This window comes from Cupriavidus sp. PET2-C1, from assembly GCF_054515855.1.
Window position 1 is genome coordinate 839,500 of record NZ_JBTNRJ010000003.1, and the last position, 24,499, is coordinate 863,998.

Annotated in this window: 20 protein-coding genes and 5 pseudogenes; 17 read left to right on the forward strand and 8 right to left on the reverse strand. The window is 58.6% G+C overall.

Annotated features, from left to right (window positions below; genetic code table 11):
• Positions 1–212: 212 nt before the first annotated feature.
• Positions 213–1,328 (forward strand): porin, encoded by a 1,116-nt coding sequence (locus ACX12D_RS37600; protein ID WP_459376886.1) that lies wholly within the window; start codon positions 213–215, stop codon positions 1,326–1,328.
• 99 nt (positions 1,329–1,427) lie between these two features.
• Here ACX12D_RS37600 and ACX12D_RS37605 read toward each other — a convergent pair.
• Positions 1,428–1,538, reverse strand: a pseudogene (locus tag ACX12D_RS37605) (MurR/RpiR family transcriptional regulator); the annotation flags it as partial.
• A gap of 339 nt (positions 1,539–1,877) precedes the next feature.
• Between ACX12D_RS37605 and ACX12D_RS37610 the strand changes: the two are divergent.
• A pseudogene (locus tag ACX12D_RS37610) lies at positions 1,878–2,681 on the forward strand (IS110 family RNA-guided transposase); the annotation flags it as partial.
• Positions 2,682–2,947: 266 nt separating this feature from the next.
• Here the strand turns inward: ACX12D_RS37610 and tnpC are convergent.
• The 3 genes from tnpC to tnpA form a co-directional block, all read right to left on the reverse strand.
• The gene (gene tnpC / locus ACX12D_RS37615) at positions 2,948–4,546 is read right to left on the reverse strand and encodes an IS66 family transposase (protein ID WP_276288187.1); all 1,599 of its coding nucleotides are present in this window, start codon (positions 4,544–4,546) and stop codon (positions 2,948–2,950) included.
• 70 nt (positions 4,547–4,616) lie between these two features.
• Positions 4,617–4,955 carry an IS66 family insertion sequence element accessory protein TnpB gene (gene tnpB, locus ACX12D_RS37620; RefSeq protein ID WP_276288186.1) on the reverse strand — a complete coding sequence of 113 codons (339 nt, stop codon included), beginning with the start codon at positions 4,953–4,955 and terminating at the stop codon, positions 4,617–4,619.
• Positions 4,952–5,347, reverse strand: coding sequence for an IS66-like element accessory protein TnpA (gene tnpA, locus ACX12D_RS37625; protein ID WP_459375207.1), 396 nt, complete (start codon positions 5,345–5,347; stop codon positions 4,952–4,954). Before tnpA ends, tnpB begins: the two co-directional genes overlap by 4 nt.
• A gap of 898 nt (positions 5,348–6,245) precedes the next feature.
• Here tnpA and ACX12D_RS37630 point away from each other — a divergent pair.
• Together ACX12D_RS37630 and ACX12D_RS37635 are read left to right on the forward strand one after the other, a co-directional pair.
• A complete protein-coding gene (locus tag ACX12D_RS37630) occupies positions 6,246–6,890 on the forward strand; it encodes a hypothetical protein (RefSeq protein ID WP_459376887.1) in 645 nt (214 codons plus the stop codon).
• Positions 6,891–6,982: 92 nt separating this feature from the next.
• Positions 6,983–7,591 (forward strand): annotated as a pseudogene (locus tag ACX12D_RS37635) (IS5 family transposase); the annotation flags it as partial.
• A 460-nt stretch (positions 7,592–8,051) separates the two neighbouring features.
• On the opposite strand, the gene ACX12D_RS37640 reads toward ACX12D_RS37635, so the two are convergent.
• Positions 8,052–8,651 (reverse strand): helix-turn-helix domain-containing protein, encoded by a 600-nt coding sequence (locus tag ACX12D_RS37640; RefSeq protein ID WP_459376888.1) that lies wholly within the window; start codon positions 8,649–8,651, stop codon positions 8,052–8,054.
• Between the two features lie 359 nt (positions 8,652–9,010).
• On the opposite strand from ACX12D_RS37640, the gene ACX12D_RS37645 reads away from it, so the two are divergent.
• From ACX12D_RS37645 to ACX12D_RS37700, 12 genes are all read left to right on the forward strand, one after another.
• A complete protein-coding gene (locus ACX12D_RS37645) occupies positions 9,011–10,237 on the forward strand; it encodes an ABC transporter substrate-binding protein (RefSeq protein ID WP_459376889.1) in 1,227 nt (408 codons plus the stop codon).
• A 48-nt stretch (positions 10,238–10,285) separates the two neighbouring features.
• Entirely contained in the window at positions 10,286–11,377 is a 1,092-nt protein-coding gene (locus ACX12D_RS37650; protein ID WP_459376890.1) for an Ldh family oxidoreductase, read from the forward strand.
• Positions 11,378–11,387: 10 nt separating this feature from the next.
• Positions 11,388–12,050 carry a pyridoxamine 5'-phosphate oxidase family protein gene (locus ACX12D_RS37655; RefSeq protein WP_459376891.1) on the forward strand — a complete coding sequence of 221 codons (663 nt, stop codon included), beginning with the start codon at positions 11,388–11,390 and terminating at the stop codon, positions 12,048–12,050.
• An 81-nt stretch (positions 12,051–12,131) separates the two neighbouring features.
• On the forward strand, positions 12,132–12,902 hold the full coding sequence (locus ACX12D_RS37660; protein WP_459376892.1) for an ABC transporter ATP-binding protein: 771 nt from the start codon (positions 12,132–12,134) through the stop codon (positions 12,900–12,902).
• On the forward strand, positions 12,899–13,630 hold the full coding sequence (locus tag ACX12D_RS37665; protein WP_459377443.1) for an ABC transporter ATP-binding protein: 732 nt from the start codon (positions 12,899–12,901) through the stop codon (positions 13,628–13,630). Before ACX12D_RS37660 ends, ACX12D_RS37665 begins: the two co-directional genes overlap by 4 nt.
• 28 nt (positions 13,631–13,658) lie before the next feature.
• A complete protein-coding gene (locus ACX12D_RS37670; RefSeq protein ID WP_459376893.1) occupies positions 13,659–14,546 on the forward strand; it encodes a branched-chain amino acid ABC transporter permease in 888 nt (295 codons plus the stop codon).
• Positions 14,546–15,592: a branched-chain amino acid ABC transporter permease gene (locus tag ACX12D_RS37675; protein WP_459376894.1), complete on the forward strand. Its 1,047-nt coding sequence runs from the start codon at positions 14,546–14,548 to the stop codon at positions 15,590–15,592. The genes ACX12D_RS37670 and ACX12D_RS37675 overlap by 1 nt, the downstream gene beginning before the upstream one ends.
• Positions 15,593–15,707: 115 nt before the next feature.
• Positions 15,708–17,315: an L-glutamate gamma-semialdehyde dehydrogenase gene (pruA, locus tag ACX12D_RS37680; protein ID WP_459376895.1), complete on the forward strand. Its 1,608-nt coding sequence runs from the start codon at positions 15,708–15,710 to the stop codon at positions 17,313–17,315.
• Between the two features lie 19 nt (positions 17,316–17,334).
• The gene (locus tag ACX12D_RS37685; protein WP_459376896.1) at positions 17,335–17,493 is read left to right on the forward strand and encodes a GntR family transcriptional regulator; all 159 of its coding nucleotides are present in this window, start codon (positions 17,335–17,337) and stop codon (positions 17,491–17,493) included.
• Between the two features lie 537 nt (positions 17,494–18,030).
• The gene (locus tag ACX12D_RS37690) at positions 18,031–18,825 is read left to right on the forward strand and encodes an integrase catalytic domain-containing protein (protein ID WP_459376897.1); all 795 of its coding nucleotides are present in this window, start codon (positions 18,031–18,033) and stop codon (positions 18,823–18,825) included.
• On the forward strand, positions 18,801–19,382 hold the full coding sequence (locus ACX12D_RS37695) for a Mu transposase C-terminal domain-containing protein (protein ID WP_459376898.1): 582 nt from the start codon (positions 18,801–18,803) through the stop codon (positions 19,380–19,382). The genes ACX12D_RS37690 and ACX12D_RS37695 overlap by 25 nt, the downstream gene beginning before the upstream one ends.
• Positions 19,383–19,388: 6 nt before the next feature.
• The gene (locus ACX12D_RS37700) at positions 19,389–19,988 is read left to right on the forward strand and encodes a TniB family NTP-binding protein (RefSeq protein ID WP_459376899.1); all 600 of its coding nucleotides are present in this window, start codon (positions 19,389–19,391) and stop codon (positions 19,986–19,988) included.
• Between the two features lie 109 nt (positions 19,989–20,097).
• On the opposite strand, the gene ACX12D_RS37705 is transcribed toward ACX12D_RS37700, so the two are convergent.
• Positions 20,098–21,396: an NAD(P)/FAD-dependent oxidoreductase gene (locus tag ACX12D_RS37705; RefSeq protein ID WP_459376900.1), complete on the reverse strand. Its 1,299-nt coding sequence runs from the start codon at positions 21,394–21,396 to the stop codon at positions 20,098–20,100.
• A gap of 659 nt (positions 21,397–22,055) precedes the next feature.
• Here ACX12D_RS37705 and ACX12D_RS37710 point away from each other — a divergent pair.
• The gene (locus tag ACX12D_RS37710) at positions 22,056–23,027 is read left to right on the forward strand and encodes a Bug family tripartite tricarboxylate transporter substrate binding protein (RefSeq protein WP_459376901.1); all 972 of its coding nucleotides are present in this window, start codon (positions 22,056–22,058) and stop codon (positions 23,025–23,027) included.
• A 249-nt stretch (positions 23,028–23,276) separates the two neighbouring features.
• Here ACX12D_RS37710 and ACX12D_RS37715 read toward each other — a convergent pair.
• Both ACX12D_RS37715 and ACX12D_RS37720 read right to left on the reverse strand, forming a co-directional pair.
• Positions 23,277–23,959: pseudogene (locus ACX12D_RS37715) on the reverse strand (helix-hairpin-helix domain-containing protein); the annotation flags it as partial.
• A pseudogene (locus tag ACX12D_RS37720) lies at positions 23,950–24,173 on the reverse strand (hypothetical protein); the annotation flags it as partial. The pseudogenes ACX12D_RS37715 and ACX12D_RS37720, both read right to left, overlap by 10 nt.
• Positions 24,174–24,499 lie beyond the last annotated feature (326 nt).

The window sequence follows — 24,499 nt, forward strand, 5'->3', positions numbered from 1 at the left end:
CGTCATGCGAACACCTGATTGGGATTGAGCCCGCGCCGTGTTCCGATGCCTCACGCCGGCGAAGAATCGTATGTTTCATGGTTAACTCTTATGGATCGGCTGTTGCCTTTGCGTTAATTTACGTCCCGAGGTGGCAAGTCGCCGTCTGTGCAAAAGGGCCAGAAGGAGAGTGTTGTCCGAGCCTAGAAGAAAGAACTTGAGGAGATCATGTTATGAAAGTAAAGCTGCTGGCATTTTCGGCCGCTACGCTAGTTGTTTCCAACGCGTACGCGCAATCTAGCGTCACGTTGTATGGTGTTGCCGATGCAGGCATCGAGTACCTTAATCATGCTGTGGCCTCGACCGGGACTGTCGCTCGGGGTGCAGAGGGTAACAATCTATGGGCTGTCCAGTCCGGCAATCTGTCAGGTTCACGCTGGGGTTTGCGAGGCGTTGAAGACCTGGGTGGTGGCTTGAAGAGTATCTTCTTGCTGGAGAGTGGATTTGCCATCGACGCTGGTACGTCGAGCCAAGGAAGCCGCCTGTTCGGCCGGGGCGCGTACGTCGGCCTGCAGAGCGAGGCGGGGCAGTTGACGTTGGGTCGCCACACTACGCCGTTCTTTGATTTTGGCGGAAAGTACGATCCTCTTTGGATTATTAGTCGCTATTCCAGCGCCTCCCAGGACCCCTTCATGGGTTCAGCGCGCGCTGACAACTCGATCAAATATAAGGGAAATTTCGGCGGATTGAGCCTGACTGGTTTGTACAGCTTTAACACAAACAATCAGGAAGTTCCCGGTAACTTCACCAACGGTCGCGAGTACTCTGTCTCAGCGAGCTATGAAGTCGGTCAACTCTCTGTCGGGGTGATTTATGACCAGACAAATAGATCGTCTGCGACCGCGCTGACGACGAATAACCTTGTTCGCCGGTCCGCCCTGGCTGCCACTTACGACTTCGGGCAGGTTACGCTCTCTGCCGGTTACCGTTACGCACATGCCTTCAACGGCGCCGTCCTGCCTGGCGTAACGCTGAAAGACACGGTTTCCAACTTTGCTTGGGCCGGCATTGGCTACCAGGCGACACCAGCCTTGTTGCTGACAAGCGCTGCGTACTATCAGAATCTGCGTAGCGCAAACGCAGGAAATCCTTGGCAGTTCGTTACACAAGCTTCCTACGCTCTATCCAAGCGTACTGATCTGTATGCTACCGTTTCGTATGTCCTGAACAAGGGCAAATCGAATCTTGGCGTCAACGGATTCAATGATCAGCTGGGAACGAGTAACGAGGCCGTACAGCCGGGCGCAAATCAGTTTGGCGCTGTAATGGGCGTTCGCCACAAGTTCTGAACATCGCGAAAGCCTTTCGAGAACCGGAAGCGTTATCCCGACGAGGCCCCACGCGGGGGTGTGGGGCCTTGGTGCATATACCACACGGAAGTAATTAGCTTAGGTTCGCTGTGCAGCCACATAGGCTCCAGTACGGTGTAGTCGACCTTCGCTATGATCGAGTGCTTTGATCGCTCCCTTTCCGTTCTTCGCAAGGAGCTGTCGTAGAACAAAGCCATTCTGTCACTCCGGAATCTGGCCGGAACCCGCGCCGCATATAAAAGTCCGACCGGTGAGTTGACAATATTGCTTGCACTCTCAGCGAAGCAAAATCGTCAATTCGCATTAGTCCGGATTAATTTTGTCAATTGACGTCCTAGACTTCGAATCCCGCTCGTAAGGCATTGATCTTATGGAAGAATCTCTGCACATAGCGGAGTCGGTTGCGCTCGTCCGCCCGCGCGGTGCGCACCGCGGCGTTAATGGGATGGACGCCCCCACCCGTCACGGCTTCGGTATGCCAAAGTGGGAGCGCATAGCAACCCCATGAACCGAGCAGGAGTGTCCATCATGAAGACTGCGACGATTGGCATCGACTTGGCAAAACATGTTTTCCAGGTTCACGGCGTGGATGAGCACGGCAAGGCCTCATTGAAGAAGCAGCTCAAGCGTGCCCAAGTGGCGGAATTCTTTGCAACCCTCCCGCCGTGCGTCGTCGGGATCGAAGCCTGTGGTAGCGCTCACCACTGGGCTCGCAAGCTGCAGAGCTTTGGCCACACGGTGCGATTGATGGCGCCGCAGTTCGTCAAGCCATACGTCAAGACCAATAAGAACGACGTAGCCGATGCCGAGGCGATCTGCGAAGCGGTAACGCGACCGAATATGAGGTTCGTGCCGGTCAAGAATGTCGAGCAGCAAGCGGTGCTGGCGCTGCACCGTGCACGTCAGGGCTTCGTGAAGGCGCGTACAGCCCAGGCCAACCAGATCCGTGGGTTGCTGGCCGAGTTTGGGTTCGTGGTTCCCCAGGGTATTGGGCAGATCGCTAGGCAGGTGCCGGATTTGATCGAAGATGCAACCAATGATCTGCCTGGCACGTTTCGTATGCTCATACAGCGGTTGTTGGCGCATCTGAAGGAATTGGATCGTCAGGCCGCTGAAATTAGTGCCCAGATTGAGGCTTGGCACCGGAATGACGAGTTGAGCCGCAAGCTGGCAGCAGTCCCCGGAATCGGCCCGATTACCGCCAGCGCACTGGTCGCAACCGTAGGCAATGCGCGGAACTTCGCCAGTGGTCGTCAATTGGCGGCCTGGCTGGGTCTGGTTCCTCGGCAGCATTCCAGCGGCGGAAAGAGCATATTGCTTGGCATCAGCAAGTCAGTATGACTCCCCTCGCAGCGAGGCTGGCCGCCGCGGGGACGTAAGCGCGGGTTAGCATTGCTGCCAGAGCCGCATTGAGTGTGGCAGAACCGCCACTCAACGGTTCGTTTCCGACGCGGAGGCCAGCATGGAAAACGATAGCACGTTGTATGTGGGACTGGACGTTCACAAGGATTCGATCACGGTTGCGTATGCGATCGGTATGGTAAGCGTCCCGCCGTCCCACCTTGCCGTCGACGACGTTTGTGAGAGAGCGGACGCGCTCAGGACGCGGAATGCCAGTTGTGGGGGAGCAGCTCGTCGATGCGGCTGTTCAGATGGGTGGGCAGGCGGGTCAGCACATCGTTGAGGTAGGCCCACGGATCGTGCCCGTTGAGTTTGGCTGATTGCACCAGGCTCATCACGATCGCGGCGCGCTGACCGGCCAGTTCGCTGCCTGCGAACAACCACGAGCGCCTTCCCAGGGCCCAGGGACGGATCAGGTTCTCCAGACTGTTGTTATCCACGCTTACCTCTCCATCGAGGAGGTGGTGCGTCAGCGTCGGCCAGTTCTTGAGGCTGTAGTCGAGTGCCTTGGCTGTGATGCCGCCATCGGGCACACGTGACCGCTCCAGTTGCAGCCAGGCATGCAGTTGCTCCCACAGTGGCTTGGCGTCGCTGTGCCTTCTGGCCAGACGTTGCTCGCTGCTCAGGGTGGCGAACTCCCGCTCAAGACGGTAGATCTGCGCAATGCGACGCAGTGCCTCTGGCGCGACCGTGCTGCCGCCCTGGTTTCGTAGCAGTTCGTCATACCGACGTCGGGCATGGGCGAGACATCCTGCGGCTATGCGGCCGGGGTAGGCTTGCAACACGCTGTCATAGGCGGCGTATTCGTCGCGCACCAGGGTACCTTGCCAACATCGCTCGTTGCCGTCTTCGCGGGTACCTCCCAGGAAGGCAATTGGGTACTGCGAGCCTCGACCAACACAGAAGTCGTAGATCACGCCAGGTTGTGGATCGAAGGTGCCGCGCGAATAGGCCCAGATGTAGGCCCGCTTGGTTTTACCGGCTCCCGGATCGAGCATCGCCACCGGTGTCTCGTCGGCATGCAGCACCCTTGATGCAAGTATGAAGCGCTTGTGCGCTTCGTAGAGCGGTTCCAGTGCGGCACCGGCACGCCCGGACCATGCAGCCAATGTTGAGCGCGGCGTGTGCACGCCCGAGCGGGCATTGATCGTCTCCTGCCGGTAGTACGGCAGGTGGTCGACGAAGCGGCTGATTAGCGTGTGCGCGACCAAGCCGGCTGCTGGCAGGCCACCGTCGATGATTTGCGGTTCAACAGGCTCTTGCACCAAGCGCTGGCAGCATCGGCAGGCCCACTTGCCATAGATGTGGCGGTGCACGAAGAACTCCGCCGGCACGATATCCAGCTTCTCGCTAACGTCCTCGCCCACGCGTACCATGGCTCTTCCACAGCCCGGTGTCGGGCAGTTGGTGTCCTCGGGTTCGTGGTGATGCTCGACTCGGCGCAGGTGGGCCGGCAGGGGCTGGCGACGGGGCGTGCGCTTGGAATTGGTGTTGGCTTCAGCAGAGGGCTCGCCCTTGGCCTGCTGCAACTGCGCTTGCAGACTGGCTTCGTCTTCGGCCAGGGTCTCCTCGAACAGCCGGCGCTGCTCGGCGCTCATCGCCTCGGTCTTGGCCCCGAACTTCCAGGCCCTGAGTCGCGCCAGCTCGAAGGTGATCTTCTCGATCTTGACGTCCTTGAGCTTGATCTCGCGTTCCTGCTGCTGGATGTGTGCGAGCATCTGCTGCGCCAGTGCCAGGACGTCCTCGGGCGCGAGGTCCTGAAGGCCTTGGTCTTGTAGTTGGCGCAGGTTCAGCATGGAACGATCGTGCCAGCCACCGGGTACTACCACCATCCGGATTTATGCTGTCAACGCACCGTGAACATCGTCATATGCGCGTAATGGCGCGCAGGTCCTCCAGGCGCTGCCAGGGCAGGCCGAGCACCAAGGCGTCGAATTGCGCCTGCGTCAGTTGTGCGCCGGTGGCGCCGGCCTGTATGGCAGGCCAGGCAAAGCGTCCCTGGTTGAGGCGGCGCGCCGCGCACCACACGCCAAAGCCGTCATGTATCAATAGCTTGATGCGGGTGTGGCGGGCGTTCGCAAACAGGTAGGCGTGATGAGACTGGGCTGCGCCGAAGACCTGCACCACGCGCGCCAGCAGCCGCTCGGTGCCGGCACGCATGTCGATGGGCTCGACGGCCAACCACAGCGCGTCAATGCGGATCATCGCAGCCAGTCCAGGAGCAGTTGGGCACATTGCTGTGCCGCTGACAGAGGCCAGTGCACAACCAGCGTGCCGCCCGGGCGCTGGATCTCGATGCGGATGGCGTCGGGTGCTACTGAAGGTGGCGTCTCGCATGGCACCGCCTCGGCCGGCTGCATGGTCGCTGTCACAGGCTGAACATGCAGTGGGATAAACGCTCGGCCCTCGCGCTGCGCTGCCAGCATCTGGCGTTCATGTTCCTCTCTGACCCATCTGTGCACCATGTTCGGGTGCAGCCCGTGGCTGAGCGCCACGCCGGCCACCGATGCCCCAGACTGGCGAGCTTGCTCCAGTACCATCGCCTTGAACTCGGCGCTGTACTCTCTGCGGCGTGGCCGCTCGATAGTTGTCGACACTCGATCCATCGTCCCCACGATCCTCCATCGTGGGGACGATGCAGGATCCCGTGGATCGATTCAAGGCGGAAGAACTGGACGCTTACCTTGCGGCGGCGCTTCCTCGCGGATCCTGTAGCGAGCACATTGATACCTCATAGCTCGGGTCCCAAGGTGGGAGATCGGCGTATAGCAGCGACGGTCGAGAAGATCGTGAATGACGTGCTTACCGATTGGCTGCCACGCCAGCGTCATCTCGCGCATCCGCTTCTCGAGCTCTGCGGCGAAATCTGGAAGCGATGCGCAGGGGCAAGTGTTAGTCCGCCAAGCAGACCTACCATTTCGCGACGCTGGGCCGCCCATCGGAGGTCGGAGGCGGCGAGCAGTGCGAGAGCCCGACTTCCGCTCAGCAAATCGTCTCGGGCGTGTAAGACCACGGTTCTGAACATGCCGGAGACGATTGCAACGGAGCGCGAGCGGGCGATTGTGAGGGTCTTACATCCGCTGGGGACGGGTCCGCTCTCGCGTCAGCAGGCCAAGAAGGCTGGCGAATTGCTGGGAGTCCATCGGTCGACGATTTATCGCTTGCGCCGGCTTTTTCTCGCGAATCCTGTCGCGAGCGCGTTGATACGCCATGACCCAGGTCCCAAGGTCGGGGATCGGCGTCTAGCGGCGACGGTCGAGAAGATCGTGAGTGACGTGCTTACCGACTGGCTGCCGCGACAGCCTCGTCTCGTGCATCCCCTTCTCGAGCTCTGCGTCGAAATCCGGAAGCGATGCGCAGGAGCAAGTGTTGATCCGCCAAGCAGACCTACGATTTCGCGACGCTGGGCCGCCCGTCGGAAAGCGGAGGCCCAGAGCAGTGCGAGAGTCCGGGTACGTCGTCGCGTGACAGAGAGTAGGGCTGGAGGTATAGACCATGGTCTTGCCGATCCTTGTGTTGGAGCTGTCTGAGCCCAACCCCGCGTACGAGCCGATGCCGCGCGAACGCGAGGCAGTTCCACCGCCAACGAGTAAGCGCGATAAGCTCATCCTTCAATGGCGCCAGATCTTGGGCAACCGAGCGTTTATGACCAACAGCGGGCGCTATCGGACCCGCGCATCGAGCGACTGGACATACGAGGTGATGGTTGGCGGCGACTCGAGTGCGTTGCTGCACGACAGCGAGCATTTGACAAGATTATTGCTGCGCCGGGCGTGGGCAAACGTGCCGCGTCGCCAACAGCGACTGCTTCGTCGCGCCGTTCGATGTTTCGATCCGAACAAGCCCGCCATCAAGGTGGCAGCCGCTCAGGTCGACGCGGCGGCGTGGCTGCTCGCCGCGATGCACTGGAACGGCTGTCGGCATCCCAGCGCTCTGTGGTGCAAGCCTCTGCATCCGCTGACTGGAGTGGTGCGTTGGCTCAGCGGCTTTGACGTTGTCGAACAGCATGAGCATTCGCGAGAGATCCTAACGAAGCTGGCGGAAAGGGTAGGGTGGGTCGAACGGCAAAGCCGACAGCTCGTTGTTGCGATGAAGGCCGAAAGGAAAGTTGTCGCGTTGCTGCCTGAATTGCTGCAGTGAGAAAACTTGAGTCGTGAGAGGCGGAACCTGCACAGCCTATGGCGCGGGGCAACATTACTACGTAAACGTACCGCGATTACTACAGTTCACGCCTGCGCAGCGGCGAGTCGTTGCACCTGGTGGTGGACAGCACTGGCGTGAAGCTCTACGGCGAAGGCGAATGGAAGGTGCGCAAGCACGGCTATTCCAAGCGTCGTACCTGGCGCAAGGTGCATCTGGCGATGGATGCGAAGACCGGCCAGATATGCGCGGCTCTGATGACGCATCAGGACGCCGGCGATGCCGACGTGTTGCCCGAACTGCTCGATCAGATCCCAACTGACACGTCGATCGACACCATCGGTGGCGACGGCGCCTACGACACGAAACAATCCCACGCGGCGATTGCTGCGAGAGGTGCGCAACCTTCGATTCCGCCGCGTGACGGGGCAATGCCTTGGCCAGAGAACACCCCCGGTGCGGCATGGCGCAATGAGGTCATCGACGCCATTGCGCGAAGTAGCAGACGCGAATGGAAGACGTCCATCGGTTACCACCGACGTTCGCTCGTCGAGACCTTGATGTATCGCCTCGAGACGCTCACGGGCAATTGCTTGTGGGCACGCGAGGTCGGCTCCCAGGCGACAGAGGTGGCGATCCGCGTAGGCGTACTCAACCGCATGGCGGCACTCGCTCGCCCGCAGTCCGTCCGTATCGCATGAATTAAGAATCACAGGGAAGCCTTTGCCTTCAGACTCGATTTATGCAAGAACGCCCCGCTGCGCTGAGTCGCGGGGCGAGGACGGCCGATATTGGGTCGGGGGGAAGCTGTCTTTCGACGTCAGAAATGGGAGACGCCGTCATCGCGGAAATCGAAGGCGTGCAAGCGGTCGCTTGACTCGGCAGGTTCCGAACCCTGTGTCTAGCCAACCATCTCGACCAGGCATAGATCATCATGCCTTGTTCCTTGTTCCTTGTTCCTTGTTCCTTGTTCCTTGTTCCTTGTTCCTTGTTCCTTGTTCCTTGTTCTCGTGTACGCCCTATCGTTCCGGACGACGATGCTCCGCTCGTGCAGGCAAGCCAGAGCACACACCAGCAGTTGAACATCTGCATTCCTGCCGACGGAGGGCTAACAGCCAATGCGCCGCGGGAGGAATTCCGACATGTTAGGCGGTCTGGATTCTAGCTAGCTAAGGAATCGACGGGTGTTACAACCATCAGGAGCTTTGCCACTGACTCGCCCACGTTTTTTCCCCGGTGGGGTTTTTCGCAGTTGAAGTGCACGCAATCACCAGGCTCCAGGACGGCGACGTGACCATTAATTTCAAATTCGAGCCGTCCCTCCAACAAATACAGAACCTCCTCCCCCTTGTGAACGAGCGCTTCGTTGGGTAGCGACTCGCCGGGCATATAGCTCAACTCAAAGGCGCTCATCTGTTGGGCGGGCAAGGTACCGCTTGTCAGTCGATATGTGTACCCCTTGCCTTCCATGGGCGCGCCACGACTCCTATCGCTTGCTCGACTCACAACGAAATCGGGCTGCGCTTCCTCGCCGGAGCCCTCGAAAAAGTCGCGAAGCGGAATGCCGAGTCTGTCCGCAATCACAATCAAATTGGAGATTGACGCGTTGGTCTCGCCGCGCTCTAAGCGCGACAGAAACCCCGCGGACAGAGCCGTCTGTTCGCTCAGAGCGTCCAGTGTGAACTCCTTAGCCTTCCGGGCGGCTCGAATGCGCCTTCCAAGCTGCCGCGAGACCGCTTCGACGCGTTGCTCAACGTTCATAGGGAAGTATCAAAAAGGTGCATGTCATGCACAAAATTGTACATGTAATGCACAAGAAAGGCGTCTGCGCCTCGACTGGTGAGTCACCCTTGACTCGGGCTCAAGATTAGGGAAAACCACGAAGGCTGATTAATTATGGCGTGAACTCGACGAAATGGAGAGAAATCTTCCAGGAGATCTAACGAAACCGCTGAAAAATTTCACCGTTTAGCCTTTCCTTGATCGCCCACTTCGACAACATTCGCGCACGAAATGTTGTTTTGGACGAAAAAACATTTCGCAGTAGGCAATAGTGTGTACCATGCAATCTGATTTGCATACCGCGCAATTTCTCTTGCTACACGTTCAAGGAATCCATCATGTCGAGAATCCAGCAGGCCGTAAAGCTCCTAGCACGCAATCTTCTGGCAACCGTGCCGGTGGCGTTGGTTTCGTTTAGTGCACATGCACAAATTTCCGACGGCGTCATCAAGATCGGCATTCTCAATGATCAATCCGGCCCGTACTCCGACTTGGCTGGCAGAGGCTCCGTTGAAGCGGCTCGGCTCGCCATCGAGGAGTTTGGAGGGAAGGTTGCTGGCAGTAAGGTCGAACTGGTCGTGGGGGACCATCAGAACAAAGCTGATGTTGGCGCAACGAAAGCCCGCCAGTGGTTCGACCGCGACGGCGTAGATGCGATCGCAGACTTTTCTAACTCCAGCGTCGGCCTGGCGGTGCAGGGACTTGCCGCCGAGCGTAAGAAGATCACCCTCGTTGCTGCGGCTTCGAGCGAATTCACTGGCAAGGCTTGCTCTCCGTACTCAACTCAGTGGGTCTACAACTCGTACAGCAATGGCCACGGCCTGGCGAAGATGCTCACCAAGCGAGGATATGACAGCTGGTACCTGATGACTGTTGATTACGCATTCGGCCATGCGTTTGCCGCAGACATCCGCAAGACAGTCACTGACGCTGGAGGCAAAGTTCTTGGGGAGGTGAAATTTCCTCTCAATTCGCCTGACCTGAGTTCTTACCTAATTCAGGCCCAAAACTCCGGGGCCAAGGTGGTCGTGTCTGCGAGTGCAGGTAGCGACATGGCCTCCACCGTGAAGCAAGCCGCTGAATTCGGCATCACGCGCAAACAGTCCTTGGCTGCGCCTGCCGTGTTCATCACTGACGTGAACAGTATGGGGCTGAAGAGTGCACAGGGTCTTCAGTTTCTGACGGCTTTTTACTGGGATCGCAATGAGGCTACCCGTGCGTGGTCGCACAAGTTCTTCGAACGCCGCAAGGCGATGCCGACCATGACTCAGGCGGGTGTGTACTCCGCAGTGCGTCATTACCTGAAGGCTATCGAAGCGGCGAAGACCGACGACGCAGCAGTGGTGGCGGAGAAGATGCGCGAGCTTCCCATTAAGGACATGTACACCGACAACGGCTGGATCCGTCAAGACGGCCAGGTGATGCACGACATGTACCTCGTTGAAGTCAAGAAGCCCACTGAATCTAAAGCCCCTTGGGATTACTACAAGGTCATCGAAACGGTGCCGGCCAAGGAGGCATTCCAGCCTCTCTCGGAGAGCGCATGTCCTCTCGCGCGCAAGTAATCGAGACACCAGAACATCTTTCCACCTATCCGATCCAGGAGAATAGTTGTGCACTACGATATCCAGTTGAAGCTTGAAGAAGTCCACGCGCTTGCAAAACGTCTGCTTCTCGCGCAAGGCTTCAATGAACGCCATGCGACGGCTATCGCCAATACCGTGACCGCAGCGGAGCGAGATGAATGCCGTCACCATGGACTGTTCCGCATCCCGTTCTATGTCAACGCATTCCGCGCAGGGCAAGCGTCGGGCGATGCTGAGCCCACGGTATCCAGGCTGGCGCCGGCGGTGATCAAAGTCGACGCGCACTATGGCTTCTCGCCGCTTGCACTGGAAGTCGCCGACGCGCCCCTCGCGGAGCTCGCCAAAGAGACCGGCATTGCTGCCGTGGCAATCAACAACGCGTTGAGCGTGTCGGCGCTCTGGCCGGAGGTAGAGCGACTCGCAGACCAAGGCCTTGTCGGGTTCGCCTTTGTCGCCGCCAGTCCGTACGTCGCGCCCGCAGGTGGTACCAAGCCGCTCTATGGCACAAATCCGATGGCCTTCTCGTGGCCGCGCGCAAATCACCCGCCGGTCGTTTTCGACCAAGCTTCGAGCGCGAGCGCTCGCGGCGAGATTCAGGTGCGGCTGCGTGACGGCCGACAGTTGGAGGAAGGCTGGGCGGTTGGTCCGGACGGACAACCGACAACCGATCCCGCAACTGCACTCGCCGGCGCCCAGTTGCCATTCGGGGGAGTCAAGGGTGCAGCGATCGCCATGATGGTCGAACTGCTAGCAGGTCCGCTTGTTGGTGATCTGCTTAGCTTTGAAGCCGGGGAAAAGGACGTGGCAAACACCGGCGCGCCTTGTGGCGGCGAACTTATCATTGCCATCGACCCAGTTCGCTGCCTTCAAAACGGCGACCGTGCCGCTCAACTCGCACATGGTGAACGCCTGTTTACCAAGATCCTTGAGCAAAAGGGTACGCGCTTGCCTTCCGACCGCCGATATGAGGCGCGCAAGCGCACCGCGGTTGAGGGTGTGACTGTGCCGACCGCACTGTATGAGCAACTCCTCGAGTACAGCACAGGCCAATACTCTGGCAAGCGGAACGCCTATGAAGGTGATGACCTGATCAAAGGGCCGCAAAAGGCTGAAGCTTGAGGTAAGTGCCGTGTCAGATTATCAGGTAACCGAGAATACCCACATCCACCGGCGTCCGGAGCGCGGACACTATGACCGAGAACTCGTGCACTCGATCATTGATGAAGCGTTGGTGTGCCACGTCGCCTTCGTGGCGGACGGTGCACCACGGATCATTCCAACCACGATTCTTCGTGTGGACGAGAACGTCTACCTGCACGGTAGTCCTCAGAATCGCATGTTGACAACGCTGGCGCAAGGTGTGCCCGCATGCATCTCCATTACCCATGTGGACGGCATCGTCGCTGGGCGGTCCGGTTTCGGATGCAGCGTCGATTACAGATCCGTGGTGATCTTCGGCAAGGGAGTCGTCGTCGACGATCCGGAGGAGAAGGCCAAGTTGCTCTACGCCGTCATCGACGATGTTCTGCCTGGGCACCGCGTGCGTCAGCACAAGGATAGCGAGATAGGAGCAACCCTGGTCCTGAAGTTTCCTCTCGAGGAGGTTTCCGCCAAAGTCCGCGATATCGGGGTGAAGGATGTCGAATCCGACTACGAACTAGAAGCTTGGGCAGGCGTGATTCCCCTAAGCATCGTGCCAGGGGATGTCCAGGACGATGCCCGGTTAAAGCCCGGGATCACAACCCCCGACTACGCCCGAAACTATCTCGGCCCGTCCCGTAAGCAGCGATAAGCAGGTAGCAGGGTCGCGAACGCGGCTCTGCCGTCATGGCCGCCAGAAGGTGGATGGCCGGAAAACATATCAGGTACGTCAATGTCGTCGAATGTTTTGGAGGTTGAGGGGCTGACAAAGCGCTTCAATGGCTTTTGCGCGGTTGATGGCGTGAATCTATGCGTCCGGAAGGGAAGCATCCATGCCCTGATCGGGCCGAACGGCGCAGGCAAGTCGACTTGTTTCAACTTGCTCACGAAGTTCCTCGAGCCATCGGCAGGGACCATTCTCTTTGATGGTGTGGATATTACAAGGGACAAGCCGGCTCAGATTGCCCGACGAGGAATCATCCGATCGTTTCAGATCTCGGCGGTTTTCCCCCACATGAGCGTGCTCGAGAACGTGCGCATTGCGCTACAGCGAAAGCTTGGCACCTCCTATCACTTTTGGCGAAGCGAAAAGACCCTGAAGGTACTAGATCGTCGAGCGATTGAACTACTCGAAGAAGTGGGGCTCGCGGAGTTCGCTGAAACCGCGACAGTAAATCTATCTTATGGTCGAAAGCGAGCTCTTGAAATTGCCACGACATTAGCGGTGGAGCCCGAGCTGATGCTGCTGGACGAACCCACGCAGGGCATGGGTCACGAAGACGTGGACCGCGTGACGCAGTTGATCAAGAAGGTGTCGGCCGGCCGCACCATCCTGATGGTCGAGCACAACATGAACGTGGTCTCGTCGATCGCCGACAAGATCACGGTGCTGCAGCGCGGCGCCATCCTGGCCGAAGGCCCGTACGCCGAAGTGTCGAAAGACCCGCGCGTGATGGAAGCCTACATGGGCACCGCCGACGCCGAACTGCAGGGAGCGCACTGATGACCGCGAACACACCTGCACTGGAAATCAAGGACCTGCACGCCTGGTACGGCGAGTCGCACATCCTGCACGGCGTGGACCTGACCGTGAATCGCGGCGAGGTGGTCACGCTGCTGGGCCGCAACGGCGCCGGGCGCACCACCACGATGCGCGCGATCATGGGTCTGACCGGCGCGCGCAAGGGATCGATCAGGATCAACGGCAACGAGACCATCGGCCTGCCCACGCACAAGATCGCGCACTACGGCATCGGCTACTGCCCGGAAGAGCGGGCGATCTTCTCCAGCCTGTCGTGCGAAGAGAACCTGCTGCTGCCGCCGGTGCTGAAGGGCGCCAAGGGTGGCGACACGCCGGGCATGAGCGAGGCCGAGATCTACGACATGTTCCCGAACCTGCGCGAGCGCAAGCAGAGCCAGGGCACGCGGCTCTCTGGCGGCGAACAACAGATGCTGGCCGTGGGCCGCATCCTGCGCACCGGCGCGAACCTGCTACTGCTCGACGAGATTTCGGAGGGGCTGGCGCCGGTGATCGTGCAGGCGCTGGCACGCATGATCCTGATGCTCAAGAAGAAGGGCTACACCGTGGTGATGGTGGAGCAGAACTTCCGCTTCGCCGCGCCGCTGGCCGACCGCTTCTACGTGATGGAGCACGGCGCCATCGTCGAGCGCTTTGCCGCCGCCGAGCTGCAGGCCAAGATGCCGGTGCTGAACGAACTGCTTGGCGTATAGGCCGGCACAACGAGGGAACCCGCTTCACATGAACTTCGATATTGGAATCCCCCTGCCGGCGCTGCTGTCCCAGTTGCTGCTGGGGCTCGTCAACGGTGCGTTCTACGCGATGCTGAGCCTGGGCCTGGCCGTGATCTTCGGCCTGCTCAACGTGATCAACTTCGCGCACGGCGCGCTGTTTATGCTCGGTGCCGTGCTGGCGTGGGCCGGCATGGAATACGCCGGCCTAAGCTACTGGGTCATGCTGGTGCTGTCGCCGCTTGTGGTGGCAGTGATCGGCGTGGCGATCGAAAAGTCGATGCTGCGCTTCATCTACAAGCTCGACCACATCTACGGCCTGCTGCTGACGCTGGGCATCACGCTGGTGATCGAAGGCGTGATGCGCTCGGCCTACGGCGTCTCCGGCCTGCCCTATTCGCCGCCCGACGCGCTGCAGGGCGCCACGGACCTCGGCTTCATGGTGCTGCCGAACTATCGCGCCTGGGTGGTGGTGGCGTCCGTCGTGGTCTGCGTGGCCACGTGGTTCACGATCGAGAAGACCAAGCTCGGCGCCTACCTGCGCGCGGGCACCGAGAACCCCAAGATCGTGGAAGCCTTTGGCGTCAATGTGCCGCTGATGGTCACGCTGACCTATGGCTTCGGCGTGGCGCTGGCCGCATTTGCAGGCGTGCTAGCCGCCCCGGTGATCCAGGTATCGCCGCTGATGGGGCAGAACCTGATCATCGTCGTGTTCGCCGTGGTAGTGATCGGCGGCATGGGGTCGATAATGGGGTCGATCGTCACGGGCCTGGCGCTCGGTGTCATCGAAGGTCTAACAAAGGTGTTCTACCCCCAAGCGTCGTCCACCGTCGTCTTTTTCATCATGGTAATCGTATTGCTACTTCGTCCTGCCGGACTGTTTGGGAGAGACAAATAATGAATGAACCTACAGGACAAGTGATCGAGGTAAGGCATTCTTCGGCAGGATCATTGGAGGCTGAAGGATATAAATGGAAGGGGCGGGCCATCGCATTTCTGGTTGTGCTTGCGGCGTTGACCTTAGCACCTTTTTACGGCGCATATCCAGTACTGGTGCTCAAGGTTCTTTGCTTCGCATTGTTCGCCTGTGCGTTTAACTTGCTGATCGGCTTCACAGGGCTGCTGTCATTCGGGCATGCAGCGTTCTTCGGTGGCGCCGGATACGCGGCCGGTTATGCAATGAAGGCGTGGGGCCTACCGCCGGAGCTCGGTCTTTTACTGGGGGCGGCAGCAGGGGCGGCACTAGGCTATGTGGTGGGGTCGCTGGCGATTCGTAAACAAGGCATCTACTTTGCGATGATCACGCTCGCTCTGGCTCAAATGCTGTACTTCATCTTTCTCCAGGCGCCGTTTACCGGAGGAGAGGACGGCTTGCAAGGTATCCCGCGAGGCAAGCTATTTGGCACATTCTCGCTCGACAGCGATTTGGCGCTCTACTACTTCGCTATCGCGATACTTGTGGCGGCTTTCGCTCTAGTCGTTCGAACCGTTCATTCGCCTTTCGGTCAAGTGCTGCGAGCGATCAAGGAGAACGAGCCGCGGGCAATCTCCCTTGGCTATGACACCGACAGATTCAAGCTCATTGCATTTGTGATCTCAGCCGGTCTATCTGCACTCGCGGGAACGCTTAAAGCCCTGGTGCTCGGTTTCGCAACTCTTACGGACGTGCATTGGACTATGTCGGGGGCGGTCATTTTGATGACGCTCGTGGGGGGACTCGGGACCCTAACCGGTCCAATTGTCGGGGCTGTCGTGATCGTTGCGATCGAAAACAAGTTGGGGGATGTCGGCGCGTTCCTGGCCAGTTCGACGGGTTGTACTTGGTTTGAGACGCTGGGTGAATCTGTGCCCATGGTTACTGGCCTGATCTTCATCGTATGTGTTCTGACTTTTCGGCAAGGACTGGTCGGAATGGCGGCGCGGCTGTTCAGGTCAGCCAGGTGATCACCTCTGTCGGCCACTTACATCCGTTGAACTGGATCGATACCGAGTCGATTAAGGCGAGATTAGAAACCCAAATAGCCGCATCACAATTCTGTCCATCCAAACAGGAATCTTTATGACGTACGACCTTCCACAGAACGAACCCGTTCTCAGTTATGGCCCTTCCTCTCGCGAGCGTGCAGCTATCACCGCTGCCCTCAAGGAGCGCAGCGGTGTGGTTGAAGACATCCCGCTTGTCATCAACGGGAAGCGGTATAACGGTAGCCGCAAGCAGTCACTGCATGCACCCCATGATCACCGGCGCCAGATCGCTTTGGTCAGTCAAGCCGGTGCCGAGGAAGTAAGCCGGGCGATCTCCGCCGCTGTGTGTGCGCAGCGTGACTGGGCCGCGATGCCTTTTGAGGCGCGTGCCGCGGTTTTCTTGCGTGCGGCAGACATGCTCGCTGGACCTTGGCGACAAAGGCTCAATGCCGCAACGATGCTGGGGCAGAGCAAGACGGTATTTCAAGCCGAGATTGATTCGGCATGTGAACTGATCGACTTCCTGCGATTCAACGTTTCGTTCGCGCGTGACATGCTGCAGCAGCAACCAATTTCCGGCCCGGGCATGCGCAATGCCATGGACTATCGGCCGCTAGAGGGCTTCGTTTACGCCGTGACGCCTTTTAACTTCACTGCGATCGCGGGAAATTTGCCCACGGCGCCAGCACTGCTCGGCAATACCGTCGTATGGAAGCCGGCGTTCACGGCTTCACTGAGCAACTACTTGTTTCTGGAACTGCTTGAGGCTGCAGGTCTGCCTCCTGGGGTCATCAATTTTGTACCCGGATCAGCAGCGACTGTATCGGAGGCAGTTCTCGCCTCGCCGGACTTCGCGGGGTTGCACTTCACTGGCTCTACGGAGGTGTTTGATTCCCTGTGGCAACAAGTAGCCCGACGACTGCCGGACTACCGTGGCTATCCTCGACTCGTGGGGGAAACTGGTGGGAAAGACTTTGTGCTTGCGCATGCGTCTGCCGATCCGGAGACGGTAGCCGTCGCACTCCTTCGGGGCGCCTTTGAATATCAAGGCCAGAAGTGCAGTGCTGCGTCGCGCGCATATATTCCCGCCTCCCTTTGGCCGCGCGTTAGGGCTCGACTACTCGACGAATTGGCGACCGTGCATATGGGTGATGTTGAAGATCTGGAGAACTTCATCGGCGCTGTTATCGACAAGAAAGCTTTCGAACGAATTTCAGGCTATATCAAAAATGCTCGCTCGGCGGGCGAGAACGTCTTGGCCGGGGGTACGTGCGACGATAGTTACGGCTATTTCGTCACGCCAACTGTTATCGAAGTCAAGGATCCGCAGGCGGTAACAATGCGCGAAGAAATCTTCGGTCCAGTGCTTTCGGTGATGGTCTACCCGGACAACGCGTGGAAGGAGATTCTGGCGACAGTAGATAGTACGAGTCCCTATGCTCTTACCGGTGCGGTCCTCGCTAATGACCGCCAGGCAATGGAAGAGGCTAGCCAGCACCTGCGGTTCAGCGCAGGAAATTTCTACTTCAACGACAAGCCGACGGGCGCAGTTGTGGGGCAGCAGCCGTTCGGAGGAGGACGGCGCAGTGGAACCAATGATAAGGCGGGCTCGGTACTGAACCTGCAGCGTTGGACGTCGCCCAGGACGATCAAGGAAACCTGGGTACCTGCAGCGGACTATCGCTACCCGCACATGGACTGATCATCTAATCGCCCGCAATATGCAGCGCTGTTCGGAAATTGTAGCTCGGTTGAGAGAAGACATACGGACCGGGAAGTTGCCGATCGGAACAGTGCTGCGTCAGGATGCGCTTTCGAAGCGGTTTCAGTCGAGCCGGATGCCAGTTCGCGAGGCGTTACTTGTGCTCGCGGCCGAATGACTTGTTCGCCAGGAGCGCTAGCGTGGAGCGACCGTTGTGGGACCCGACGACACGTTGCGCCGCGATTAGATTGAGTTGCGTCGGGTGCTGTTGCCGACCATTAATTCGGCAAACGATGACCACTAAATCCACCAATGATCATCGATCTAACTGATTGATCCATAAGCGATTTTTGCTGCGTTGTGACGTGTACCACTGTTGTTCGTAGGCAACGCGTTTTGGGGCGCCGCGTCCACTAATTCCGCAAGCCCGAGTCGACCGTTCAGTAAATCGCCTAATGTGTGTAAGACCACGGTCTTGAACACGGCCATGAGGATTGCAACGAAGCGCGAACTGGCGATTGCGAGGGTCTTTGGGAGGGCTCCCCTCACGCGTGAGCATGCTGAGAACGCTGGCAAATTGCTTGGAATCCATTGGGCGACGGTCTATCACTTGCGCCGGCGCTTCCTCGCAGATCCTGTGGCGAGCGCGTTGATACCTTATGACAGAGGTCCCAAAGTGGGAAAGCCGCGTCTAGCAGCGACTGTCGAGGAAATCGTGAATGAGGTCCTGACCGAATGGCTGCCGCAGCAGCGTCATCTCGCTCATCCGCTTTTCGAGCTTGACGTCGAAATCCGGAAGCGCTGCGCAGGATCAGGTGTTCGTCCGCCAAGCAGATCTACCATTTCGCGACGCTGGGCGGCCCATCGGAAAGAAGAAGCCCTTCGGCTCGCAACGCTGCCGGGTTCTGAGATTCCACCAGGTCATCTGGTGGCGCGTTGTCCGATGGATATTGTGCAGATTGATCACACGCTAGCCGATTTGATGCTGGTGGATGATGCGAGCCGACGCCCCATTGGCCGGCCATGGCTAAGCATAGCCCTCGACGTTTCGACAAGATGCGTCGTTGGCGTATATGTCGGGATGGACCGCCCCAATGCGGCAACGGTCGCGTTGCTATTGACCCGCGTTGTCTTGCCAAAGGATGGCTGGCTCGCCAGCCTCGATGTTAGTGTCGATTGGCCTATGCATGGTATCCCACAGCTACTTCACCTCGATAATGCGGCAGAATTCAAAAGCAGGGCATTGCGATCGGGGTGTCGAGAATATGGTGTGGAACTGATGTACCGACCGGCAGGAAGGCCGTACTTCGGGGGACATATCGAACGCTTGATGAGGACCATCATGGAACGTGTCCACAGCCTGCCAGGATCGACTGGATCGTCGCCGAAGGGGCGCAAGGCAAAGCCGCCGGAAAGGGAGGCGTCCTTGACTATCCGCGAGTTCGAGCGGTGGCTGCTCCTGGAAATCGCGCCACTCCCTACTCCATGTGGGCCACACTCGGCGGCGTGACGCCACCGCGGTTGCTTCCCGACACGCCGTCCGAGGCTCTGCGCTTCCTGATCCAATTCCTGCCGATGACCTACCGAACGATACAGGCCGACGGGCTCACGCTGTACTACATCCGGTACTGGCACCCGATATTCGCTGCGTGGCGGGCAACCAAGCAGAAGGTCATCACAAGATTTCACCCGGAAGACCTCTCCAGAATCTTCGTCAGCGTTGATGGCAAGCAGTACCTCGAGGCGACCTTTGCGGATTTGCGGCGAGGGCGCGTTTCGTTATGGGAGCAACGCAGTGCGCTACGGCATCTGCGTGCCCAGGGACAGACGTATGTCAGCGAGGCCATGCTGTTTGCGGCCATCGATGAACAGCGACGCATCGTTGCACGCGCAAGAAGCCAAACGTTAGGCGCAAGCCGTCGTGGCACTGTCTTGAAGGATCTGGTCCCACGGAACTTCCGGCAAGAGACTGCTCCGGTTTGGAATAGCGACAGCGCATCGGGACCTGCTGAGGCGTCTATTGACTATAGCAAGCCAGCGCCAGCGTTCGACGTCGAGCAATGGTGATCCGTAATGGGTGCGCTACTCACACATCTGCTGCCTGCTGCAAGAGCACTGGCACAGTGCGATGACAACGTAAGAATTCGCGGACTGGCCCGTAACCGATGGATAGATTACCCGCGTGCCACGCAGACGCTGGAGATTCTCGAACGACTTCTCCAGACACCTGAGCGGGAGCGGATGCCATGCCTGTTGCTGCACGGAGACTCGAACATCGGGAAGACGCAGATCATCACGAAGTTTCAGCGTCGTCATCCGCCGGAGTATGACGAACAGAACGGCGTTGAGATGCGCAAGATTGTCGCCATGCAGATGCCACCGACACCCGATCAGCAGCGATTCTATTCGTCACTGCTTTTCGAGTTGGGGGCTCCATTCAACGCTGCGGCTCGTCTGTCCGCGCTCGAGAAGCTGACCCGCGAACTTCTTCGAAAGGTTGCGCCGCGCATGCTGATCGTTGACGAAGTCCATCACCTGCTGGCCGGGACATATCGGGAACAGCGGGCGTCCCTGAACCTGCTGAAGTACCTAGCGAATGACTTGAGAATCTGCAGTTCCTCCTTCGGTGAAGGCGTGGGTGGTTTCAGGAGGCTGTTAAAAGAGATCCACTGAGGGTCGCGTCTGTGTCTTGACAGGAATCGCGGCATGCGATGCCGACGTGCGAGCTATCGACTCTCTTATATGGAAGTGGTACAAGTTGGCGCAGGTGACAGGTTCTTCCCTAGTTTCCGTCGAATCGATTTGGGGAGAACGGCTGTAGATTCACCGAACAGCCTGCACCCAATATGGCTTCAGCAATCAGCCGGCCCGTGATAGGGCCGAGCGTTAGTCCGAGATGGCCATGGCCGAAGGCCATGAAACAGTTGGCATGGACCTCGCTACGACCAATCACCGGGAGCGAGTCTGGGGTCGATGGCCGAAAGCCGAGCCATTTGCTCAGCACGGGTGCGGCCAGAGAAGGTACAGCGCGGCCGATGGATCGCACGACACGATCAATGCCGTCATATCTGGGCGGTGCATCAAGGCCGGCGAATTCAACACTGCTGGTAATGCGTAGGCGATGGTCCTGCTGTGACAGTACCGCGGATCTGTCATGCCAGAACACGGGCGCATGCAAGAAATCCGCACATGGGACCTCGAGCATAGCGTGATAGCCACGTTCGGTATCGAGGCTCACGTTATGGCCAGCCTCTTGCGCTAGACTCGCCGACCACGCCCCGGCAGCAATCACGAAGGTGTCGCCAGACACCTGCCCGGCGGAGGTTTGCACTGCGGCGACCTTCCCTCCCTCCACGACGAAGCAGTGTGCTTTGCCCTTGACGAATTCCACACCCATTTCCTGGCATGCAGTCGTGATACGGGCTAGGTACGCGCCAGGATTGGTCACCTGCATGCAATCATCGAACAGCGTTCCGTGGGTAAAGATCCCACGCAGCCCCGGTAGCAATGTGTCAAGATCACCCATAGATAACGCGGTCATATTCACACCAAGCCTCGACAGGTAACGTCGCTCTGACTCAAGGGCGCGATAGGTGTTGGCGGATTCGTAAGCCTTGATCCAGCCGCTAGCACGAAGGAGGTTGCCGGCGCCTGCGGCGTTGGCAATTTCATGGTGAGCGGCAACTGCCTCGGACAGCAACGATTTCAATGCAAGCCCCGCTCGGTCGACAGCCGCGGGGTTGCTGGCTCGTATAAAGCGCAGAAGCCATGGCGTGAGAGTCGGCAGATAGCGCCAGCGAAATTGCAAAGGGCTATCCTTCGCGAGCAGCATGCGCGGCAACTCCTTGATCAAGGACGGCGTGCCGACCGGCAAGTACTCGCATGTGGCAAGCACACCTGCATTTCCATAGCTCGCTCTGGCTTGTTCGTCACCAGGGTCTACGAGGGTTACCTTGAGGCCGTTGGTCCTGGCGTGCCACGCACATGACGCCCCAATGATCCCACCGCCAATTACTACGACACGATTCTGGGCTGTCATGCAGTTGCGTTCAGGAGGGTCTCTTGTTCTTCGAGCGAACATGCTAACGGGAAAGCGTATTCAATGCTCTCGCTATTTCTCGCGTTCGATGGGATATGTGGCGTGGGCATTGAGGGATCAGCCAGCGGCCGCGTTACGCTCAGCCCATTGCCACTAAGTGAGGCATGGGGATGACGCAGTGCAATCTTGACTACTAGCAGTCCGCCGCAGGCCAGACGCAAGTTTCACATAGCGGTATATCATGCCTTGCTCGTGGCCTGCGCACTTTCGATTACCGCGGATGCAGCGGGTGGGGCGGCAACTGACACAAGCGGCGTCGCCAATGAGCAAGCGGCTTCCATAAGGGGGCAGGCATAAGGCAAACACTCAAGATGTCGATGCGGAGGGGAAGGGCACGTCTCGGCAGCTTCGCATAGATAAAGAATCGGACTCACTTCCAGACGTGTCGATCGCAGGCCACGGCGGCACGCGCAACGCGGTATGTTGTTCACGCACCAATTCCAAGCACAGAAAGACACGTGCTGCACCATTTCACAGTAAAAGTGCCCCAAAGAATACAGCGCACTGCAGCAAATTAATCATTAGGGTGCACCGATAATTTTTCATTCAACCGGTCTCGAGTCTCTGTACAAAGTGGCATATCCAAAGAGGGATTTAGGCATGTAGATTTGGCGATCATGACGAGAAAACAAGGAGTTAAGATGGATTTGCGTAAGCTGCTGCTCGGCTTTTTTTCTGCAATGTTCGTTCTGCCGGTATGTGCGCAGCCGGATAATTATCCGCAGCGACCGATCAAGCTTGTCGTTCCTTGGCCGGGTGGAGGTAATACTGATGGAGTCGCCAGACTAATCGCCGAAAATCTGGCAATCCGGGTTAATCAACCTGTGGTGGTTGAGAATAAGCCCGGCGCTAATGGGATACTCGGCGCAACTGTTGCGGCTCGTTCTAAGCCTGATGGCTATACACTTATGCTGGCCCTGCCGGAGACAAATGTACTAAATCCGGTTGTGTACAAGAAAATTAGCTACTCTGCAAAAGATTTTGACGCAGTGTCGTTCATCGGGGTCCTGCCCTTTGCTTTAGTAGCAAAGCCGAGTCTGAAGGCTAACACGATTCCAGAACTGGTGAAACTGGCGAAGGAAAAGCCAGGATCAATCTCTGCATTTAGCTGGGGCGTTGGAAGTACCGCGCACACGGCAATCGCTCTATTGGAGCAGGCAGCGGATATTAGCCTACTTCACGTCCCGTATCCTGGAACTGCCCAAGCGCTTACGCAACTGATCGGAGGACAGGGCGATCTCATGTTCCTCTCGGCGGAGCGCGCCGTTACATATGCCAAACAGGGGAAGGTCAAAATACTTGGCGTGACGTCGCCGAAACGGATCGAGGGTTATCCAGATATCCCGACGTTTTCCGAACAGGGACTGCCCCAGGTCGAGGTGGCACTCTGGTACGGCATTGTAGCGCCGGCACAAACGCCTGCGCCCATCAAGGATTATTTGGCAAAGGAGATTCAAGCTATTCTGCAGGACCCGCTCGTGTTGGAAAACTTGCGCAACCGGGGAATGGTGGCGCAATCACAATCGCCGGCGCAGTTCTCCCAGTTCCTACGTGAGGAGGATACACGCTGGTCGAACCTGATCAAAAACAAAAAGATTCACGTCGATAACTGAGGGCATCGGCCGTCTGTTATCTTACTTTTGGTGCCAGCGATGCGGTGCCTGGGATGACGCCCGAGGTGCTTAGTAGGATCCGCGCGTCTTGCCCAGGCGGGTTCAGCCGGCAGACCATGTCTGCCTGCCACCTCAATCGCTTGCCCTCTTTGACGAGCCGGCGTACCAAGACGTCACTCTCATTCGCCGAAGCGGGCCTTTGTTCGTTAGCGCAGCGTTTGCCTGCGGCGAGCGCCTGGAGATCCAGGTCGCACGACGTGCGCGCTCGGGGACAGTCGTGAAGGTACGCACAGCCCGCGCGTCCTCGATCCGTTGAATGGCGTCCTGGCGCATGCCGCACAGGGGCAAGAGCCCTAGTCTGACGGCTGATGGTTCGCCCGATCGGCATTCCAACGACGAACTCCACCCGCTGAGCGCAACGTCCGCCGCAGCACTGTGACACCATGATGTTTTGCATTCTGCGCCAGTTAGGAAGGACTGTAGGAGCCCATAGGCCGGCTGTGGAGCCGAGCGCAGTGGAACGCGGCCGGCTCGTGGCATTTGAGCCCGGCGCCTGCACAGACCAGCAGCGCGAAGCTCGCGGAATGGTTCTCCGGAAAGCCGTTTCACCGATGCTCTGGATCTGCTGAAGAATCCGCTCGGAAAACTCGCGCTCGTCGCCGTGCTCGACATGCCGGTCACGATGCGGTCGTAGTAATGCTCCAGCCCTCCTTTGCGTTTTGTCGCAACCATGGCGACTTGCAGGACATGCTCCTGAGATCGGCACGACAAGTGTCAGGGACGGCGCCTGCTCCATCTGAGGGCTCGGGTAGGTGACAGGTTCCTTGCCTTGCCGGCGGGCGCAAATACGGCTGCTGGACCATGCCGCCGTGGACCGGCCCCCGCCACACGACAGCGACGTCAACCACCAGATCATAAACGGTTCGATATCGTGCGGCTCGCCGCGCTCCTTCGAGATGAATCGCTCGAATAGCAGGTTGCCCGGCGCCGGACCGAGTTGGGTGATCCCGAGGCAATAGCAGGTCGCGGAATTGGCGGCCGACCCGCGGCCCTGGCCTGGCACAGGATCCCGTTCGAGCGTGCGAAGGGGATCAGGCCCTACACGGTGAGGAAGTACGACTCATACACCATTTCGCGCACCAGCGCGAAGGTGATCTTAGCTAGCAGGAACGGATTGGAATTCCAATTGAGGGTAATCACCTAAATGCTATCGCTCCGAAATAGGGGAATTGTATTTTGTGCCGCCCAAGAAATTGTCGGCTTGTCCTCTGTCATGCGTACCCCCCGTTGTCAGGCCAGATGGGGCCTGGCGTGCACGATACTGGGTTTTTTCGGCGCAAAATGGTGCGCTTACGAGTGCGATTGGTGCGGATTTCTATTGCCGCGAAAGCAACAATGCGCAAAGGAAACCGGCCTGTTGCTTATATCTAAAGTGGTCCGCATGAGTGCGGATTCTATGCGTGATTATTGTA